Consider the following 21,002-nt stretch of genomic DNA (forward strand, 5'->3'; position numbering starts at 1 on the left):
AAAAAATGGAGGAGTAAGAGGGATTCGAACCCCCGCGGGCTGTTACACCCCTGTCGGTTTTCAAGACCGATCCCTTCAGCCAGACTTGGGTATTACTCCGTATTGACAAGATTTATAATACCATACGAAAAAAATAAGGTCAAGCATTCTTCTAAAAAAATATAATTTTTTTCTGGAAATAAAAACAACCTTTTTACAACAAGTATTATCGTCATCTAACTATTAAAATATACACCTTTTTCATAAGCAGAAAAAATATACAGAAAATTCATTTGTATTTATAATGGTACTACCATTTAAAAAAATTAGTAATTTTTAAGGAGAAAGAAATGTTTGAATTAATACCGCTGATGCTGGAACGAGTAGGTATTCTCATTATACTCGCCTTTTTACTTTCAAGGATGAAGTCATTTAGACAAATCATTCAAAATGAACACTCCTTTGGTGCAAAAATGATCCTAATTATTATATTTGGCGCCTTTGGTGTAATTAGTAATTATACTGGTGTTCATATTTATCATGAGTCAATTATGTCTCAGTCTTGGCACTTTAATGTAGCAAGTAATAATGCAATTGCAAACACAAGAATTATGGGAGTAGCCATTGGAGGTCTAATTGGCGGGCCGATTGTTGGCTTAGGAGTCGGATTAATAGCAGGCTTACACCGTCTAACATTAGGCGGATTTACTGCATATGCATGTGCCATTTCTACAATCGTTGCGGGAATTGTTACAGGACTACTTAGAAAAAGATTCGGTTTACAGAAAAATAAATCCCTTTGGAGTGTAGTATCAATTGGAATTATTATGGAATGTGTTCAAATGGGGATTATTCTTTTAATTGCAAAACCATTTTGGGCCGCTCTTCATCTTGTTGAAGTAATTTCTCTACCAATGATTCTAATCAATGGTTTTGGTACGCTTATATTTATATTAATCATCCAAAATATCTTACAAGAAGAAGAAAAAACGCGAGCACTTCAAACAAACAAAGCCCTGTATATCGCAGAACAAACTTTACCATTTTTTAGACAAGGTCTAACCCCTCATTCTTGTAATGAAGCGGCAAGAATTATTTTTAAATTAACCAAAGCGGATGCAATTTCGATTACTGATCACAACAGCGTACTTGCTCACGTGGGTGCAGGTTCAGATCACCATGAACCAATGAATAGCTTAGCAACAAAACTAACCAAGAAGGCATTAAAAGAAGGAAAAATTATTATTGCTACTTCAAAAGATGAAATCCAATGTTTCCTTATGGATTGTCCTTTAAGTGCGGCTATTGTATTACCGTTAAAGGCTTTAAATAAAACAGTTGGATCTTTAAAGCTATATTATACGGATTCCAACAAGTTAGACAAAGTTGAGAAAGAACTAGCAGACGGATTATCTAAACTTTTTTCAACCCAACTGGAATTAGCAGAGGCTGAACTACAGCGAAAATTAGTGAAAGATGCTGAAATAAAAGCATTACAAGCACAAATGCATCCCCACTTCCTGTTCAATTCTTTAAATACAATTTCAAGTTTAATTAGAACAGATGCAGATCAAGCTAGAAAATTACTAATCCATTTAAGTACTTTTTTTCGAAATAACTTACAAGGGGCAAGGCAGACCTTAGTCACCTTAGAAAAGGAATTAGAACATGTAGAAGCATATTTAACGATTGAACAAACTAGGTTTCCTTCTAAATTCCATGTTGAGTTCCAAATAGAACCTCATTTAAAAACGGTTCAAATCCCCCCTTTTACACTTCAACCACTTATAGAGAATTCGATTCGACATGCGTTTTCAAAAGAAAAGAAATTAATGGTAACTGTGCAAGCATATGAATTCAATAATGATATGATTCTTATTACTGAAGATAACGGCAAGGGGATTTCGCCAGAGCTACTAAATACAATTGGGAACGAAACTATTCAGTCTAAAGAGGGAACAGGAACAGCGTTATGGAATATAAAAAAACGAATTGAAGAAATTTACGGGGAAAGAGAATATTTTCAAATAAAATCCGATCTAAACACTGGAACGAAAGTATCGATAAGAATCCCATTAACGCAAGAAGTAATGGAGGGATAAATAATGTTAAAGGCACTAATTGTAGATGATGAACCATTAGCAAGAGACGAACTAGCTTATTTACTAAAAAGAAGCAAGGAAGTCGAAATAGTTGGAGAAGCGGACTCAATTAGAAGTACATTGAAATTCATTCAAACAGAAGAAGTCGATGTTGTATTTTTAGATATCCAGTTAGCTGATGAAAGTGGATTGGAATTAGCTCAAAAACTACAGGATCTCACCCATCAACCAGCAATCGTCTTTGCAACAGCTTTTGACGGGTACGCTTTGAATGCATTCGATTTACACGCGATTGATTATATTTTAAAACCATTTGATGAAATAAGAATTCAAAAAACTATTGAAAAATTAGCTAAGCTAAGTATAAACTCTATTAAAACTGAGGTAAAAAAGTATCCCCCTCTTCTAAAACAAGATAAATTGGCTATATCGGTTGATGAAAGAATTCTTTTAATAACATTCGAAGAGATCATTTATATTTTTACACAAGAAGGTAAAACAAGTGTCGTTACTGATAAGATGACTTATCAAATAAATGAACCTTTAATCAATTTAGAACGAAAGCTACAAAATACATCATTTACCCGTGTCCATCGGAGCTATATTGTTAATTTGGATAAAATCATTGAAATTCAGCCTTGGTTTAATTCCACCTACAATTTAATTATGAATGATGGTGAAAAAGTACCCGTTAGCCGGACATACACAAAAGAGCTAAAACAACTTTTTAATTTATAAAGCTTGTATTTCAATAATCCATTCATGCTTCTCAACCTGTTTTTATTGCATCTTACATTGAAAATTCAAAATTTTAATTTTCATAAAGTAAAATGAATGTAAATAAAAAGAAACAGGGGAGGCTTATTAATTAAAATGAATGCGGTTACAATTGTTATTGCTTCTATGTGTATTTTGATGATTGCATATCGTCTATACGGAACATTTATGGCTGTGAAGGTACTTAAGTTAAATGATTCTATACCTACTCCAGCTCACGAGTTAAATGATGGTAAGGATTATGTTCCTACTAACAAATGGGTAACATTCGGTCATCACTTTGCTGCAATCGCAGCAGCTGGCCCTCTAGTTGGTCCAATTTTAGCCGCTCAATTTGGGTACCTTCCAGGTCTGTTATGGCTTTTAATAGGTGCTGTAATCGGCGGAGCAGTGCATGATGCTGTTGTGTTATATGCTTCGATGAGAAAGAAAGGAAAGACGCTATCAGAAGTAGCAAAAGAAGAGCTTGGACCTGTTGCAGGCTTCTGTACGGGACTAGCTATGCTTTTCATTATTACAATTACAATGGCCGGTCTTTCAATGGTTGTTCTACATGCGCTTGAAAATAATCCATGGGGGACATTTGCAGTTGGAATCACAATACCAATTGCGATGGGGGTTGGTCTACTTTATAAAAAAACTGGCAATTTAAAATTAGCTTCAACAATTGGATTTATTTTATTAATGGTTGGAGTCTTTATGGGACCGACTATACAAGAAACTGCTATTGGTGATTTTTTAACATTTGATACGAGAACTTTGGCAATTATACTACCTATCTATGCGTTTTTTGCTGCTGCTTTGCCAGTATGGCTCTTACTGGCACCTCGTGACTATTTAAGTAGCTTTATGAAAATCGGTGTCTTTATTGCACTCATTATTGGGGTATTTATTATTAATCCATCCATCCAATTTCCGACTGTAACTAAATTTGTTAACGGCGGGGGACCCATTTTAGCTGGTCCAGTTTGGCCCTTTATTTCAATTACAATTGCATGTGGAGCAATCTCAGGTTTTCATGCATTTGTGGGCTCTGGAACAACTCCAAAAATGCTTGATCGATGGACCGATATAAAGGTCGTAGGATTTGGTGCAATGCTAGTTGAATGTTTAGTAGGTATTATGGCTTTAATCGCTGCTACCGCACTTCAGCCTGCAGACTACTTTGCAATTAACTCTACTCCAGAAGTATTTAAAACGTTAGGAATGAATGTTGTCCACTTACCGGAACTTAGTAAAGAAATTGGATTAAGTTTAGAAGGACGTACTGGTGGAGCTGTTACCTTGGCGGTTGGTATGACCTACATATTTACATCTATCCCATGGTTTAGTCACTTAGCATCATATTTCTTCCAGTTTGTTGTTATGTTCGAAGCCGTATTTATTTTAACAGCAATTGACGCTGGAACTCGAGTAGCACGATATTTAATTCAAGATTTCTTTGGTGAATATTATAAACCATTGAAGAAAACAGATTGGATACCAGGATCAATTTTTGCTAGTGCACTAGCATGCTTTATGTGGGGGTATCTCTTATTTTCAGGGGATATTGGATCAATCTGGGCACTATTTGGAGTATCTAATCAATTAATGGCTTCTATTGGATTAATCATAGGGGCAACAGTGCTATTAAAGATAGCTGATAAACGTTGGTATATGCTTACTTGTTTGATTCCTCTTGCCTACCTATTTATCACTGTAAATTATGCAGGATACTGGATGATCAAAAATGTGTATCTAAACCATAATGCAGCCGGTTATAGTATGTTAAATGGTGTCTTATCTATCATTATGTTAGTTTTAGGTGTCGTTATTTTAATTTCAGCCATTAAAAAATGGATGGAATTGTGGAACACACATAATTATAAAATTAATGTTAAAACGATCTAAACAAAAAGCAGATGGACCTGAGAATCACTTCTCAAATACCATCTGCTTTTTTTATTTAATTACTTCTTTTCCACCCATATACGGACGAAGAACTTCAGGAATAATAACTGAGCCATCTGCTTGTTGGTAGTTTTCTAAAATTGCAGAAACCGTACGTCCAATTGCAAGACCAGAGCCGTTTAATGTATGAACAAATTCTGGTTTTCCTTTTGGATCACGTCTAAAGCGTATATTCGCTCTTCTTGCTTGGAATGCCTCAAAGTTACTACAAGAAGAAATTTCTTTGTATGCATCATAGCTTGGTAACCAAACTTCAATGTCATACGTTTTTGCAGAAGAAAATCCAATATCTCCAGCACATAATGTAATGACACGGTATGGTAGTCCTAATAATTGAAGAACTTTTTCTGCTTGACCTGTTAATTTTTCTAACTCAATATATGAATCTTCAGGTTTTACAAAGCGCACTAGTTCAACTTTATTAAATTGATGCTGGCGAATTAGTCCACGTGTATCACGACCGGCAGAACCTGCCTCAGAACGGAAACACGCGCTATATGCCGTATATGCAATCGGTAATTGTGCAGCATCAAGAATTTCGTCACGGTGATAGTTTGTTACAGGTACTTCTGCAGTAGGTACTAAGAAAAAGTCTTCTTTCTCAATACGGAATGCGTCTTCTTCAAATTTTGGTAATTGACCTGTACCGATCATGCTAGCACGATTTACAAGGTTCGGAGGTAATACTTCAGTGTACCCATGCTCCTCTGTATGAAGATCTAACATAAAGCTGATTAAAGCACGTTCAAGTCTAGCCCCTAAGCCTTTATAGAAAGTAAAACGACTACCAGTAACTTTTGCTCCACGTTCGAAGTCTAAAATGTCTAAATCAACACCTAAGTCCCAATGTGCCTTTGGTTCAAAATCAAATGTACGAACTTCACCTATTCTACGAATTTCAACATTATCGTCTTCTGTTAATCCCACTGGTACTGAATCACTAACTAAGTTTGGAATTGTAAATAAAATAGCATCTAGTTGTTCTTCTAAAGTTCTAATCTCTTCATCTAGAGCTTTAATTTTATCCCCAACTTCTCTCATCTCAACAATTAGTGCTTCTGCATCTTTTTTCTCACGCTTTAATACACTGATTTCTTGGCTAACTTCATTACGTCGGCTTTTTAAGCCTTCCACCTGAACAAGTAATTCTCTACGGTTTAAATCTAAGTCTTCAAATTTTTCGATATAGCTTATATCGCCACCACGTAACTGAAGCTTTGCTTTAACATCTTCAAAATTACTACGTAATAATTTAATGTCTAACATTTTAAATTCCTCCTATTCTTTTATTGTCTAAAGGATAAAAATAAATACAAAAAAGCCCTCATCCCATAAAAGGGACGAGAGCTACCCGCGTTGCCACCCTAATTGAAGAATTAATAAATAATCCTTCCACCTTAGTATAGTTAACGGACTATAGTACCGGGGTTACTTACTAGCTGTACAGCATTCCGTAACCCACTCAAGAATGGATTCACAAGTCTTCATTATCGGTTTGCACCAACCACCGACTCTCTATAAATTTAGAACCTGCTACTATTTTCTTTCATCGCTTTAAACAATTTAAATTATATAATAATTTACTATAAGCTTTTACTTTTTTCAATAGTTACATACTTAAATTTGCACTTTTTTCCTTAACCATCTCTACAAAGTAACTCATAAAACGGTAATCATTCGTTAATTCCGGATGGAAAGATGCTGCTAACATGTGATTTTGTCTAACTGCTACAATATTACCATCATGTTCCGCAATAACCTCTGCATCACCTGATACTGAACGAATAAATGGTGCTCTGATAAATACAGCTGGGTAGTCTTCACATACACCTTTAATTGGAATGTTTACTTCAAAACTATCCACTTGTCTACCATAAGCATTACGTTCAGCTACCATATCCATAACTCCTAGATGCACCGTGTCATCATTTGCAATCACTTTCGAAAGTAAGATCATGCCTGCACATGTACCAAATGCTGGTAAACCATTTTCGATTTTCTCTTTTAACGGTTCTAATAACCCAACGTGGTCAAGCAACTTACGCATTGCAGTGCTCTCACCACCAGGTAATACAATACCATCAAGTCCATCTAAATGTTCTACACGTTTCACGATAACAGCTTCAGCACCACATGCTTTAATTGCATTTATATGTTCTTGAACTGCACCTTGTAATGCTAATACACCTATTTTCATAAAATCACCAACTTAAATGCTACGATCTTGCATACGATCTGCTGCAGCAAGTTGTCTCATATCGATACCTTTCATAGCAGGACCTAAGTTTTTAGAAAGGTTAGCGATTAATTCATAATCTTGATAGTGAGTAGTAGCTTGTACAATCGCACGAGCAAATTTCTCAGGGTTTTCTGATTTGAAGATACCAGATCCTACGAATACACCGTCAGCCCCTAATTCCATCATTAAAGCTGCGTCTGCAGGTGTTGCTACGCCGCCAGCAGCGAAGTTAACAACTGGTAAACGACCAAGCTCTTTAATTTGAAGTAATAATTCGAATGGAGCGCCAAGGTTTTTAGCTTCAACCATTAATTCATCACGAGATAAACCAACTACTTTGCGGATTTCTCCGTTAATTTGGCGTAAGTGACGTACTGCTTCTACAATGTTTCCAGTACCTGGCTCACCTTTTGTACGTAGCATAGATGCGCCTTCACCAATACGACGAAGTGCTTCACCTAAGTTACGGCAACCACAAACGAATGGAACAGTGTAATCTGATTTATTAATATGGAAGATATCATCTGCTGGAGATAATACTTCACTCTCATCGATGTAATCTACTCCCATTGCTTCTAAAACACGCGCTTCAACGATATGTCCAATACGAGCTTTAGCCATTACAGGAATACTAACAGCGTTAAGAATTTCCTCAGTAATACTTGTATCAGCCATACGAGCTACTCCACCAGCTGCACGAATGTCAGATGGTACCTTTTCTAATGCCATTACTGCTACTGCACCAGCAGCTTCTGCAATTTTAGCTTGCTCAGCATTTACTACGTCCATAATAACGCCGCCTTTTTGCATTTCTGCCATGCCGCGTTTTACACGTTCTGTTCCTGTTAAATTCATTGTTATGCCCCTCCATTATTAAAGCTTACTTGGTAACATTTTAGTATTTCTCTTCCCCTAGTTAAAGTTACCTTACTTTTATTTTACTGAAAAAATGACAACTTAACAATTACTGATATGTTTATATAGAAATTTATTTAAATAAACCACCAATTCCGCTTATGATACTATCCCATAAATTTCCAAAAAATGATCCAATTCCTCTAAATGATAATACTAACCAATTTGCTTTATCAACACTTTTATCAACTACTAAATCGTACGATTGATTATTAGTATTGATAAATCCTAAATCTTCATTCTTTGAAGATTTAACCACAATTTGTCCAACCTTTGTTCCTTTTTTAATCGGAGCTATAATATTTCCATCTTTATCAATTGATTTACCTGATAATTGGACTGTTGCTTTATAATTTTTAGCTTCGCCGCGTTTTATAGCTAAAGTAACATCGTCTTTTGCTACTACTTTTACGTCATTATCTTTACCTTTAACTACTTTTACTGTTTTATTACCTTTTACTGTTTGACCTTTTGATACCAATGTAACTTTTTCGAAGTTACTGAAACCATAATCCATTAATTTGGCCGTTTCACTAAATCTTGAGTTATAAGAATTTGCCCCCATTACAACTGTAATATAACGTTGACCATCTCTTTTAGCAGTTCCAGTAAAACAGAAGCCAGCTGAATCTGTTGAACCCGTTTTTAATCCATCCATACCTGGGTATTGAAATACTAACCCTGGTAACATCCAGTTCCAGTTATCCATTTTTACTGGATACTTGCCACCTTCTTGGAATGTTTTCTTTGGAATTGAAGAAGTTTGAAGTACTTCAGGATATGTTTTGATTAGATTATAAGCTAATTTTGCAACACCGTTTGCTGACATAATATTTTCATCAGTAAGGGAAGTTCCCTCTGGTTGCATACCTTGTAAGTCTTTATTTACTAAACCAGTAGCATTAACAAATTTAACGTCTCCTAGATCTAGTTTCTTTGCTTTATCGTTCATTAATTGGACGAAGTTTTTCTCAGATCCACCAATTTTTTCTGCTAGTGCAATTGTCGCACCATTTGCTGAATAAATAGCAGCTGCTTCATATAGTTCTCTTACTGTATATTGACCACCTAATTCAAGTGGTACATTAGATAATCCTGTGTTTTGAGAGATTTTATGAGCATAATCAGAAACAGTTACTTTATCGTCCCAAGAGATTTTTCCATTTTTTACAGCTTCATTAACTAGATATTCTGTCATCATTTTTGACATACTTGCAATCGGTAATGGAGCTTTTGAATTTTTTTCATATAATATTTTCCCTGAATTTGCATCAACTAAAATTGCAGCTTTAGCTTTAATGTCTAATACGTCCTCTGCAGCAGCCGGTCGTAAATTCATTGGGATGATTATAGTTATCGCTAATGCTATTACGATTAATTTCGTTAGTATTTTCTTTCCAATCACTGTTTTACCTCCAACCTTTAATCTCACTTGTACATTTTAACACAATTATTTCCCAAAAAATAGGCAACTACAATTTCTTGTAATTGCCCTAGGTACATTGCTTAAATTATTATAGTGAGTAATTTGGTGCTTCTTTTGTAATATGAACATCGTGTGGATGACTTTCACGTAATCCAGCACCAGACATACGAATAAACTGTGCGTTATCTCTTAATTCATTTAATGTAGCAGTACCACAGTAACCCATACCAGCTCTAATTCCACCAATTAGTTGGTGAACTGTATCAGCTAATGGGCCTTTATATGGAACACGTCCTTCTATACCTTCAGGAACTAGTTTTTTATTACCTTCTTGGAAATAACGATCTTTACTTCCTCTTTCCATTGCTCCAACAGAACCCATACCACGGTATACTTTAAATTGTCTACCTTGGAAGATTTCTGTTTCACCTGGGCTTTCTTGTACACCAGCAAACATACTTCCTAACATAACTACATGTCCACCAGCTGCAAGGGCTTTAACGATATCACCAGAGTACTTAATACCGCCATCAGCAATAATAGGAACTCCGTACTCTCTAGCAACAGAAGCACAGTCATAAACCGCTGTTAGTTGAGGAACACCTACTCCAGCAACAACTCGAGTTGTACAGATAGAACCTGGTCCAATACCAACTTTAACGATATCTGCTCCAGCTTCAATAAGTTCTTTTGTTGCTTCACCTGTTGCAACATTACCTGCGATGATTGCTAATTCTGGGAATCTACTTCTAATTTCTTTTACTTTTTCAATAACGCCTTTAGAGTGACCATGTGCTGTATCAATTACAATTACATCTACATTAGCTTTCACTAATAACTCTACTCTTTGCAGTGCATCTTTTGTTACTCCTACAGCTGCACCTACAAGTAATCGTCCTTGTTGATCTTTCGCTGAGTTTGGAAACTCGATTACTTTTTCGATATCCTTAATTGTAATTAGGCCCTTTAAAGTACCGTCTTCATTAACTAGGGGTAGCTTTTCGATTTTATGTTTTTGAAGAATTTTTTCTGCTTCTGCAAGTGTAGTTCCAACAGGAGCAGTTACAAGATTTTCTTTTGTCATAACATCTGAAATAACAATTGAATAATCTTGAATAAAACGCAAATCACGATTTGTTAAAATACCTACTAATTTTCGATTCTCCGTATCATTTACGATTGGTACACCTGAAATACGATATTTACCCATTAAATATTCAGCGTCTGCAACTTTATGAGATGGTGTTAAGAAGAATGGATCATCAATTACACCACTTTCAGAACGCTTTACTTTGTCTACCTGTTCAGCTTGCTCTTCAATTGACATATTTTTGTGGATAATACCTAGTCCACCTTGTCTAGCCATTGCAATGGCCATATCTGCTTCTGTAACTGTATCCATCCCTGCGCTGATTAATGGAATATTTAATTGAATTTTTTCAGTTAATCTCACACTCACATCAACTTGATTTGGAAGTACTTCAGATTTCGCTGGAACTAGTAATACATCATCAAAAGTAAGTCCTTCTTTTACGAATTTTGATTCCCACATAAAAAAGCCCCCCTATACACGTATAAATATTATTAGTAGATTAACAATAGGATAAAACACTGTCAAGGAAGTCAAATTATGTTTAAATATTCAGTTAATAAGGAGTTCCTCTCTTATGTTATATTCGTATAGTAATGTATGGGATGAGCTATGTTATTTTAGCTCTGCGCAATATTCAAAAAGCTATCTTCAAACAAAATATGAACGAACTAATTTCAAGGAACAAAAATCAAAGGCTTTCCGTAATGCTTATCCATTTTTATATTACATTGAGCATGGGAAAAGTTATTTTCATGCAGCTCAAAATTCGCAAATTAATGTAAAACCTACATTACTGTTTTATGGGCTTGTACAATTATTAAAGGCTTGCATCCTCACCGTGGATCCTGATTATCCGAGTACCACCGCAATCCTGGCTCATGGTGTTACCTCAAGAAAAATAAAAAAAGTAGGATACTCTTTTGTTGATGACGAAGTTAAAATCCAAAAAAATGGATTATTTACTCATGCTTCTAAAGTATTATTTAATCTAAATAATTTAGAAAACGAAAAATTTACAATGCTTCAGCTTTTACAATCAATACCGGAATTAAATAAGGTCCTTAAAATTACCAAAAAAGGAAACTTATTTCTTCCAACTACAGTTGATCATGATGTAATCACTCTACCTGAACAAATTTTGTCATCTTATCATTTTACTTCAGAACGTTTTATTTCATTTCTTCAATCAAAGCAAGCTTCAATAGATATTGTAATTGTTGAACAGAATCAAAAGCAAATTAAAATTAAGTCAAATTTTCCTGATAAAATTTTAAGTAAAGCACCATTTTATTTTAATATATTAAATCAAAATTATTTTATAAAATCACAAAAGGAAGCGCTTTTATTATTACCTGAAATTCTATACCACTATCTACTTTTATATAACTTGAGTATGATTTGTCGATATGAAACTGACTGGTGGTGTGAACTTTTACAGACTTATTCTACTGATGATTATCCTTTAATAAACCAATTTTTAACAACAACAGAACAAAAAATTCCTTATTTAATTCATCGTTTTTTAACTACATAATAAACCAAAAAACATCAGCCGAATAGCTGATGTTTTTCGTTACCAGGCGACGTTCTACTCTCACAGGGGGAAACCCCCAACTACCATCGACGCAAAAGAGCTTAACTGCCGTGTTCGGTATGGGAACGGGTGTGACCTCTTTGCCATAATCACCTGATTTATAGAGTTGTACTTCGTACCCTCAAAACTAGATAATGTCATTATCAAACTTGTTAGTTAAGTCCTCGACCGATTAGTATCAGTCAGCTCCACGTGTCACCACGCTTCCACCTCTGACCTATCAACCTGATCGTCTCTCAGGGGTCTTACTAGCTTAACGCTATGGGAAATCTCATCTTGAGGGGGGCTTCATGCTTAGATGCTTTCAGCACTTATCCCTTCCACACATAGCTACCCAGCCATGCTCTTGGCAGAACAACTGGTACACCAGCGGTGTGTCCATCCCGGTCCTCTCGTACTAAGGACAGCTCCTCTCAAATTTCCTGCGCCCACGACGGATAGGGACCGAACTGTCTCACGACGTTCTGAACCCAGCTCGCGTACCGCTTTAATGGGCGAACAGCCCAACCCTTGGGACCGACTACAGCCCCAGGATGCGATGAGCCGACATCGAGGTGCCAAACCTCCCCGTCGATGTGGACTCTTGGGGGAGATAAGCCTGTTATCCCCGGGGTAGCTTTTATCCGTTGAGCGATGGCCCTTCCATGCGGAACCACCGGATCACTAAGCCCGACTTTCGTCCCTGCTCGACTTGTAGGTCTCGCAGTCAAGCTCCCTTATGCCTTTACACTCTTCGAATGATTTCCAACCATTCTGAGGGAACCTTTGGGCGCCTCCGTTACTCTTTAGGAGGCGACCGCCCCAGTCAAACTGCCCACCTGACACTGTCTCCGAGCCGGATCACGGCTCTAGGTTAGAATTTCAATACAGCCAGGGTAGTATCCCACCGACGCCTCCACCGAAGCTAGCGCTCCGGCTTCTCAGGCTCCTACCTATCCTGTACAAGCTGTACCAAAATTCAATATCAAGCTGCAGTAAAGCTCCACGGGGTCTTTCCGTCCTGTCGCGGGTAACCTGCATCTTCACAGGTACTATAATTTCACCGAGTCTATGGTTGAGACAGTGCCCAAATCGTTACGCCTTTCGTGCGGGTCGGAACTTACCCGACAAGGAATTTCGCTACCTTAGGACCGTTATAGTTACGGCCGCCGTTTACTGGGGCTTCAATTCAGAGCTTCTCCCGTAAGGGATAACCCCTCCTCTTAACCTTCCAGCACCGGGCAGGCGTCAGCCCCTATACTTCGCCTTGCGGCTTCGCAGAGACCTGTGTTTTTGCTAAACAGTCGCTTGGGCCTTTTCACTGCGGCTCTCCCGGGCATACACCCAAAAGAGCACCCCTTCTCCCGAAGTTACGGGGTCATTTTGCCGAGTTCCTTAACCATAGTTCTCTCGCTCACCTTAGGATTCTCTCCTCGCCTACCTGTGTCGGTTTGCGGTACAGGCACCTATTTCCTCGCTAGAAGCTTTTCTTGGCAGCGTAGAATCAGGAACTTCGGTACTATATTTCCCTCGCCATCACAACTCAGCCTTATGATGTGCGGATTTGCCTACACATCAGCCTAATTGCTTGGACGCGCATATCCAGCAGCGCGCTTACCCTATCTTTCTGCGTCCCTCCATTGCTCAAACGGAAATGAGGTGGTACAGGAATATCAACCTGTTGTCCATCGCCTACGCCTGTCGGCCTCGGCTTAGGTCCTGACTAACCCTGGGAGGACGAGCCTTCCCCAGGAAACCTTAGGCATACGGTGGACGGGATTCTCACCCGTCTTTCGCTACTCATACCGGCATTCTCACTTCTAAGCGCTCCACCAGTCCTTACGATCTAGCTTCAACGCCCTTAGAACGCTCCCCTACCACTGATACCATACGGTATCAATCCGCAGCTTCGGTGATACGTTTAGCCCCGTTACATTTTCGGCGCAGAGTCACTCGACCAGTGAGCTATTACGCACTCTTTAAATGGTGGCTGCTTCTAAGCCAACATCCTGGTTGTCTAAGCAACTCCACATCCTTTTCCACTTAACGTATACTTTGGGACCTTAGCTGGCGGTCTGGGCTGTTTCCCTCTTGACCACGGATCTTATCACTCGTAGTCTGACTCCTATGGATAAGTCATTGGCATTCGGAGTTTGACTGAATTCGGTAACCCGTTGGGGGCCCCTAGTCCAATCAGTGCTCTACCTCCAAGACTCTAACACATAAGGCTAGCCCTAAAGCTATTTCGGGGAGAACCAGCTATCTCCGAGTTCGATTGGAATTTCTCCGCTACCCACACCTCATCCCCGCACTTTTCAACGTGCGTGGGTTCGGACCTCCATTCAGTGTTACCTGAACTTCATCCTGGACATGGGTAGATCACTCGGTTTCGGGTCTACGACCACGTACTATATCGCCCTATTCAGACTCGCTTTCGCTGCGGCTCCGTCTCTTCAACTTAACCTTGCACGGGATCGTAACTCGCCGGTTCATTCTACAAAAGGCACGCCATCACTCGTTAACGAGCTCTGACTATTTGTAAGCACACGGTTTCAGGTTCTCTTTCACTCCCCTTCCGGGGTGCTTTTCACCTTTCCCTCACGGTACTGGTTCACTATCGGTCACTAGGTAGTATTTAGCCTTGGGAGATGGTCCTCCCAGATTCCGACGGAATTTCACGTGTTCCGCCGTACTCAGGATCCACTCAAGAGGGAACGAGGTTTCAACTACAGGGTTTTTACCTTCTTTGACGGACCTTTCCAGGTCGCTTCATTTACCCCGTTCCTTTGTAACTCCGTATAGAGTGTCCTACAACCCCAAGAGGCAAGCCTCTTGGTTTGGGCTATCTTCCGTTTCGCTCGCCGCTACTCAGGAAATCGCTATTGCTTTCTATTCCTCCAGGTACTTAGATGTTTCAGTTCCCTGGGTCTGTCCTCAGTACCCTATGTCTTCAGGTAAAGATACTACTCCATTACGAGTAGTGGGTTTCCCCATTCGGAAATCTCCGGATCAAAGCTTACTTACAGCTCCCCGAAGCATATCGGTGTTAGTCCCGTCCTTCATCGACTCCTAGTGCCAAGGCATCCACCGTGCGCCCTTTCTAACTTAACTAATTTTAAAACTAATTGAATTAAACTTACGCAGTTTAATGAATGACATTATCTAGTTTTCAAGGTACAAAGTTGAGAGTGAACTCTCAAAACTAAACAAAACAATGAAGAAACATTTTCATACATGAACCATCGGTTCATGATGTCTCCATAGAAAGGAGGTGATCCAGCCGCACCTTCCGATACGGCTACCTTGTTACGACTTCACCCCAATCATCTGTCCCACCTTAGGCGGCTGGCCCCTAAAAGGTTACCCCACCGACTTCGGGTGTTACAAACTCTCGTGGTGTGACGGGCGGTGTGTACAAGGCCCGGGAACGTATTCACCGCGGCATGCTGATCCGCGATTACTAGTGATTCCGGCTTCATGTAGGCGAGTTGCAGCCTACAATCCGAACTGAGAATAGTTTTATGGGATTAGCTCCACCTCGCGGTCTTGCAACCCTTTGTACTATCCATTGTAGCACGTGTGTAGCCCAGGTCATAAGGGGCATGATGATTTGACGTCATCCCCACCTTCCTCCGGTTTGTCACCGGCAGTCACCTTAGAGTGCCCAACTAAATGCTGGCAACTAAGATCAAGGGTTGCGCTCGTTGCGGGACTTAACCCAACATCTCACGACACGAGCTGACGACAACCATGCACCACCTGTCACTCTGTCCCCGAAGGGAAAGCCCTATCTCTAGGGTTGTCAGAGGATGTCAAGACCTGGTAAGGTTCTTCGCGTTGCTTCGAATTAAACCACATGCTCCACCACTTGTGCGGGCCCCCGTCAATTCCTTTGAGTTTCAGTCTTGCGACCGTACTCCCCAGGCGGAGTGCTTAATGCGTTAACTTCAGCACTAAAGGGCGGAAACCCTCTAACACTTAGCACTCATCGTTTACAGCGTGGACTACCAGGGTATCTAATCCTGTTTGCTCCCCACGCTTTCGCGCCTCAGCGTCAGTTACAGACCAGAAAGTCGCCTTCGCCACTGGTGTTCCTCCAAATCTCTACGCATTTCACCGCTACACTTGGAATTCCACTTTCCTCTTCTGCACTCAAGTTTCCCAGTTTCCAATGACCCTCCCCGGTTGAGCCGGGGGCTTTCACATCAGACTTAAGAAACCGCCTGCGCGCGCTTTACGCCCAATAATTCCGGACAACGCTTGCCACCTACGTATTACCGCGGCTGCTGGCACGTAGTTAGCCGTGGCTTTCTGGTTAGGTACCGTCAAGATGCCAGCTTATTCAACTAGCACTTATTCTTCCCTAACAACAGAGCTTTACGACCCGAAGGCCTTCATCGCTCACGCGGCGTTGCTCCGTCAGACTTTCGTCCATTGCGGAAGATTCCCTACTGCTGCCTCCCGTAGGAGTCTGGGCCGTGTCTCAGTCCCAGTGTGGCCGATCACCCTCTCAGGTCGGCTACGCATCGTCGCCTTGGTGAGCCGTTACCTCACCAACTAGCTAATGCGCCGCGGGCCCATCTTAAAGTGATAGCCGAAGCCATCTTTCAATAAAGGAACAGGAGTTCCTTTATATCATCCGGTATTAGCTCCGGTTTCCCGAAGTTATCCCAGTCTTACAGGTAGGTTGCCCACGTGTTACTCACCCGTCCGCCGCTAACTAACGGGAGCAAGCTCCCATTAGTCCGCTCGACTTGCATGTATTAGGCACGCCGCCAGCGTTCGTCCTGAGCCAGGATCAAACTCTCCATAAAAGTTAAGTTTAAATCTTGTATTGCTCAAAAAACTAATAATTGACGTTTACTTCATGTTTTGTTTAGTTTTCAAAGTTCATTTTGTCGCTTATCTCTTAGCGACTTATATAATAATAACATATTTAAGTTTGTTTGGTCAACAACTTTTTTATATTATTTTCTTGCCTCATTTATTGGTTTAATGTGACAACGTTTAATAATATACCATTAATCTTTTTTGATTGCAATAACTTTATAATAAAAAGATCATATTTCTCATTATAGCAAAAGAATAGTTAACTTTACTAAACGCTATTTTCTATAATGAAAAACAATTACTCCGCCTTTATAGGTAATTCTACTACAAATAGTGAGCCTTTACCGATCTCACTTTTTACATATACTATCCCTTTGTGCATATCAACAATTTTCTTTACGATTGATAAACCCAATCCATTTCCGCCGGTTGTTCTGTCTCTTGATTTATCTGCTTTATAAAATCTTTCAAATATATGCACTTGATCTTCTTCAGAAATACCAATTCCAGTATCTTGAATTTGTATAACTACCTTGTCATTATCTTGTATAGCAGATATAAATATATCACCATCGTTAGAAGTAAACTTTATACTGTTTGTAATTAAATTCATCCAAACCTGATTCAAAAGAGCTTCGTCTCCAATAAAGTCAATTTTACCAAGGTCAACATGCATATTGATATTTTTTTCCAATATCTGAGGTTCGCAGCTTAACAATGAGTACATAAGTTGGCTATTTAATGAAAAACTGTTCTTTTCTATTGGCTGGTTTTGTGATTCTAGAGAAGTTAGCTTTAGTAGATTATCACTTAGCTTCGATAATCTTGTACTTTCATACTCAATTATATTTAAATATTGCTTTCGCTCTTCTAATGGTAAACTTTCATTTTGCAAGACTCTAGCAAAACCTTTAATAGATGTTAAAGGCGATTGAATTTCATGTGAAACGTTAGAAATAAACTCTTGTCGCATGTTTTCCATTTGATCTAAATTTTTGGCCATATTGTTAAAGCTATCTATTATCTGTCCTATTTCACCACCAAATGCATTCCTGAATTTTTCAAGATCCACCGATACGTTAAACTCACCTCTTGAAATACTTCTAATTGCCTGCATAATTTCTTTTACCATTTTCATTTGCTTTGGATGATGAAACATTCTACCAAACACAGCTCCTCCGAGCATTAATAATAGAAAGGTTAAAAAAGTATTTATGATTCGTTTCGTTAAATCTGATAAATTAGTGAGATGATGTTCATATAAGTAAATAGTAGAATAGTGAACAATTACGCTTCCGATCGTTATTGCAGTCGTTAATAATAATGTAGCCCCAATAACATCTCTAATTTTTTTTAATACTTTCATTTCAATAACTCCATTCGATACCCTAATCCCCATACAGTCGAAATTTTAAAACCAAATTCTTTCTCGGGAAATCTTTCCCTCAATCGCTTTATATGAACATCTACAGTTCTTTCATCCCCTGCATAATCGAATCCCCAAATGTTTTCAATTAATTGTTCTCTGGAATAAGTCCTACCTAAAGAGCTTGCTAAAGTAAATAAAAGTTCTAACTCTTTCAATGGCATATTGATTACTTCATTTTCATTTAGAACTTTGTAATTACCGTGGTCTATTACTAAACTTCCTATTTGAACAATTTTAGATGAAGATATTTTTGATCTTCTTAATAAAGCTTTTACCCGAACAACCAATTCGACTGGTTCAAACGGTTTTACAATATAGTCGTCGGTCCCTAATTTAAACCCCCTAACTTTCTGTTCGGTTTCACCTTTTGCAGTTAGCATAATTATAGGAAGATCACATTCGTTACGTATTTCTCTACAAAGTTCGAATCCATCCATTTTAGGCATCATTAAGTCAATAATTAACATATCTATTTTGTTATCTTCAAAAACACTAATTGCTTCAATACCATTTGTAGCCTCAAAAACAGTAAAGCCCTCATCTCGAAGTAAAACATTTAATAGTTTTCGAATATGTGGATCGTCGTCTACGATTAAGATACTAGCCATAAAAACACCTTCCCTAAAATTTAATCACACTGCATTATTTACTCTTAATTGTTGTTCTGCAAATTCTCTATACATTAAATGGTTACTATATAATTCTTCATGTGTCCCAATACCAGTTATTTTTCCTTTATCTAAAAATACAATTTGATCCGCATCTATAACTGTGGAAAGACGATGAGCAATAATTAACGTAGTTCTCCCTTTCATTAAATTGGAAAGTGCATTTTGTACAACTAATTCCGACCTACTATCGAGATTCGAAGTTGCCTCATCCAACATTAATAATTTAGGGTTTCTTAGTAAAGCTCTGGCAATACCTATTCGTTGTCTTTGCCCCCCAGAGAGTTTTATACCTCTTTCTCCAACCTCTGTATTAAAACCTTCAGGTAAGTCATTAACAAATTGATCTACATATGCCATACTGGATACATAAGCCAATTCTTCATTAGATATCTCTCTTTTAATCCCATAACAAATGTTATCTCTAATTGTCCCTACAATTAGTGGACTTTCTTGTGCAACATAACCTATTTGTTTTCTCCAACTCTCTAAATTGAAACTAATAATTGGATTATCTCCAATTGTTATTTCCCCATTTTTAGGAGGATAGAACCGTTCAACGAGTGAAAATAAAGTTGTCTTTCCACTTCCACTTGGCCCTACAATAGCTGTTACCTTACCCGGAGGAATCACAAAATTAAGATTTATTAACAGCTCTTCTTCCTTATACGCAAAATGTAACTTATTAATCTTAATTGGTAAGTTCATATCAACTTCATCTTTTCCAGTTTGATAATCTTCTTCTTCTAGTTCTAATATACTGATCATTCTTTCAGTAGCACCTTTTGTTTTTTGAAGCTCAGTAAAGAAATGTGTAATTTGCGTTATTGGGAAGATAATTTGGAATAAATACAGTATATAGGCTACTAAAGCCCCTGCAGTTATTGCACCTGATGAGACCCTAACCCCGCCATATCCAATAATAACTACTAAAATAAGCATCAATACAAATGAAACAATTGGACCAATGAAAGAGTGTAACTTTCCTTCCTTAATACCGAAAGATAATAAATTATTAATTCCCTTGTTTCCATTAGTAATTTCAGTAGTTTCTGCATTCGAAACTTTTACTAATCTAATTTCTGAAAAAACTTGGCTTATTAATGATGTGAATTTTGCTGTCTCATCTTGGGTTGCTTTTGATAATTTTGACATTTGTTTTCCAATAGGGATAAATATAAGAGCAATGACAGGTATAATACTAAATGTTACTAATGTCATTCTCCAATCTAATACTAGTAGTAATATAAAAGATCCAATAATTGATATGATTCCTGTTAAAAAGTTTGTAATATGTTCTGTTATTAGCATTTTTAAAATTGCTGTATCATTCGTAACTCGACTAACATTATCACCAGTCTGAGTCTCATCGAAATAAGATATTGGAAGTACAATCATTTTCTTCCACAATCGGTGTCTTACATTGGCAACAACTGTATTTCCTACGCGGCTAAGCAGATAGATCGAAGCTGCTGATGAAATAGCCTGTATGATTAGTACAGTAACAAAAACCGCTATTTGTCCGGCACTTAAGGATGCTAATGAAAAACCATCTACAAATTTCTTAGTAAGCAAAGGTAATAGTAACCCGACTAAAGTAGTGGCTACACTTAATAGTACGCCTATTGCAAACAACCATTTGGGAGGATTTGCATTTTTTATTAAAGAGATAAAATTTCTCCAGTCACTTTTTTTATTTGAATTAGTTTCTTCTTTCATATCTTTACTCCTTACTCTTACTATTTTTTATCTACATTACCTTTAAAATTTACAACTAAAATATGAATAAAGAATGAACTAAATTATTTTTTTCTTGATATAAATCGACATCTTAAATATTTTTTTATAACGCAAAAAAACATCAGCTATTAGGCTGATGTTTTTGGTTACCAGGCGACGTTCTACTCTCACAGGGGGAAACCCCCAACTACCATCGACGCAAAAGAGCTTAACTGCCGTGTTCGGTATGGGAACGGGTGTGACCTCTTTGCCATAATCACCTGATTTATAGAGTTGTACTT

At 38.1% G+C, this 21,002-nt stretch carries 12 protein-coding genes, 1 tRNA gene, 4 rRNA genes and 1 other annotated feature; of the genes, 4 read left to right on the plus strand and 13 right to left on the minus strand.

Annotation, left to right across the window (positions count from 1 at the left end; translation table 11 throughout):
• Positions 1 to 6: 6 nt before the first annotated feature.
• Positions 7 to 99 (minus strand) — tRNA-Ser (locus V5E38_RS21110).
• 230 nt (positions 100 to 329) lie between these two features.
• Here V5E38_RS21110 and V5E38_RS21115 point away from each other — a divergent pair.
• The 3 genes from V5E38_RS21115 (at position 330) to cstA (ending at position 4,748) form a co-directional block, all read left to right on the plus strand.
• Complete coding sequence (locus V5E38_RS21115) at positions 330 to 2,081, plus strand: LytS/YhcK type 5TM receptor domain-containing protein (protein ID WP_499211345.1); 1,752 nt, start codon at positions 330 to 332, stop codon at positions 2,079 to 2,081.
• Between the two features lie 3 nt (positions 2,082 to 2,084).
• Positions 2,085 to 2,819, plus strand: a complete 735-nt coding sequence (locus V5E38_RS21120) for a LytR/AlgR family response regulator transcription factor (protein WP_499211346.1) — start codon at positions 2,085 to 2,087, stop codon at positions 2,817 to 2,819.
• 135 nt (positions 2,820 to 2,954) lie between these two features.
• Positions 2,955 to 4,748 carry a carbon starvation CstA family protein gene (gene cstA / locus V5E38_RS21125; protein ID WP_499211347.1) on the plus strand — a complete coding sequence of 598 codons (1,794 nt, stop codon included), beginning with the start codon at positions 2,955 to 2,957 and terminating at the stop codon, positions 4,746 to 4,748.
• 51 nt (positions 4,749 to 4,799) lie between these two features.
• Here the strand turns inward: cstA and serS are convergent, their stop codons facing one another.
• The 5 genes from serS to guaB all read right to left on the minus strand — a co-directional run bounded on the left by serS (position 4,800) and on the right by guaB (position 10,940).
• Positions 4,800 to 6,074: a serine--tRNA ligase gene (serS, locus tag V5E38_RS21130; RefSeq protein WP_098231020.1), complete on the minus strand. Its 1,275-nt coding sequence runs from the start codon at positions 6,072 to 6,074 to the stop codon at positions 4,800 to 4,802.
• A 67-nt stretch (positions 6,075 to 6,141) separates the two neighbouring features.
• Positions 6,142 to 6,367 (minus strand) — a binding site (T-box leader).
• A gap of 50 nt (positions 6,368 to 6,417) precedes the next feature.
• Positions 6,418 to 7,005, minus strand: coding sequence for a pyridoxal 5'-phosphate synthase glutaminase subunit PdxT (pdxT, locus tag V5E38_RS21135; protein WP_499211348.1), 588 nt, complete (start codon positions 7,003 to 7,005; stop codon positions 6,418 to 6,420).
• A gap of 12 nt (positions 7,006 to 7,017) precedes the next feature.
• Positions 7,018 to 7,902, minus strand: coding sequence for a pyridoxal 5'-phosphate synthase lyase subunit PdxS (gene pdxS / locus V5E38_RS21140; protein WP_056471238.1), 885 nt, complete (start codon positions 7,900 to 7,902; stop codon positions 7,018 to 7,020).
• A gap of 133 nt (positions 7,903 to 8,035) precedes the next feature.
• Positions 8,036 to 9,301 (minus strand): serine hydrolase, encoded by a 1,266-nt coding sequence (locus V5E38_RS21145; protein WP_499213617.1) that lies wholly within the window; start codon positions 9,299 to 9,301, stop codon positions 8,036 to 8,038.
• A gap of 175 nt (positions 9,302 to 9,476) precedes the next feature.
• Positions 9,477 to 10,940: an IMP dehydrogenase gene (gene guaB, locus V5E38_RS21150; RefSeq protein WP_097978823.1), complete on the minus strand. Its 1,464-nt coding sequence runs from the start codon at positions 10,938 to 10,940 to the stop codon at positions 9,477 to 9,479.
• A gap of 115 nt (positions 10,941 to 11,055) precedes the next feature.
• Here guaB and V5E38_RS21155 point away from each other — a divergent pair, with 115 nt between their 5' ends.
• On the plus strand, positions 11,056 to 12,015 hold the full coding sequence (locus tag V5E38_RS21155) for a YaaC family protein (protein WP_387333239.1): 960 nt from the start codon (positions 11,056 to 11,058) through the stop codon (positions 12,013 to 12,015).
• Positions 12,016 to 12,056: 41 nt separating this feature from the next.
• Here V5E38_RS21155 and rrf (V5E38_RS21160) read toward each other — a convergent pair.
• The 7 genes from rrf (V5E38_RS21160) to rrf (V5E38_RS21190) form a co-directional block, all read right to left on the minus strand.
• Positions 12,057 to 12,172, minus strand: a 5S ribosomal RNA gene (rrf, locus tag V5E38_RS21160).
• 55 nt (positions 12,173 to 12,227) lie between these two features.
• Positions 12,228 to 15,165: ribosomal RNA gene (locus tag V5E38_RS21165) — 23S ribosomal RNA — on the minus strand.
• A 153-nt stretch (positions 15,166 to 15,318) separates the two neighbouring features.
• A 16S ribosomal RNA gene (locus tag V5E38_RS21170) occupies positions 15,319 to 16,868 on the minus strand.
• The 16S, 23S and 5S rRNA genes sit together here, the layout of an rRNA operon.
• Positions 16,869 to 17,182: 314 nt before the next feature.
• Positions 17,183 to 18,250: a HAMP domain-containing sensor histidine kinase gene (locus V5E38_RS21175; RefSeq protein ID WP_499211349.1), complete on the minus strand. Its 1,068-nt coding sequence runs from the start codon at positions 18,248 to 18,250 to the stop codon at positions 17,183 to 17,185.
• Positions 18,247 to 18,921 (minus strand): MtrA family response regulator transcription factor, encoded by a 675-nt coding sequence (locus V5E38_RS21180; RefSeq protein WP_499211350.1) that lies wholly within the window; start codon positions 18,919 to 18,921, stop codon positions 18,247 to 18,249. Before V5E38_RS21180 ends, V5E38_RS21175 begins: the two co-directional genes overlap by 4 nt.
• 24 nt (positions 18,922 to 18,945) lie before the next feature.
• On the minus strand, positions 18,946 to 20,700 hold the full coding sequence (locus V5E38_RS21185; RefSeq protein WP_499211351.1) for an ABC transporter ATP-binding protein: 1,755 nt from the start codon (positions 20,698 to 20,700) through the stop codon (positions 18,946 to 18,948).
• Positions 20,701 to 20,869: 169 nt separating this feature from the next.
• Positions 20,870 to 20,985 (minus strand): 5S ribosomal RNA (rrf, locus tag V5E38_RS21190).
• Positions 20,986 to 21,002 lie beyond the last annotated feature (17 nt).

It is taken from the genome of Rossellomorea sp. GAMAL-10_SWC, from assembly GCF_049568075.1.
In the GTDB taxonomy this organism is placed as follows: Bacteria; Bacillota; Bacilli; order Bacillales; family Bacillaceae_G; genus Gottfriedia.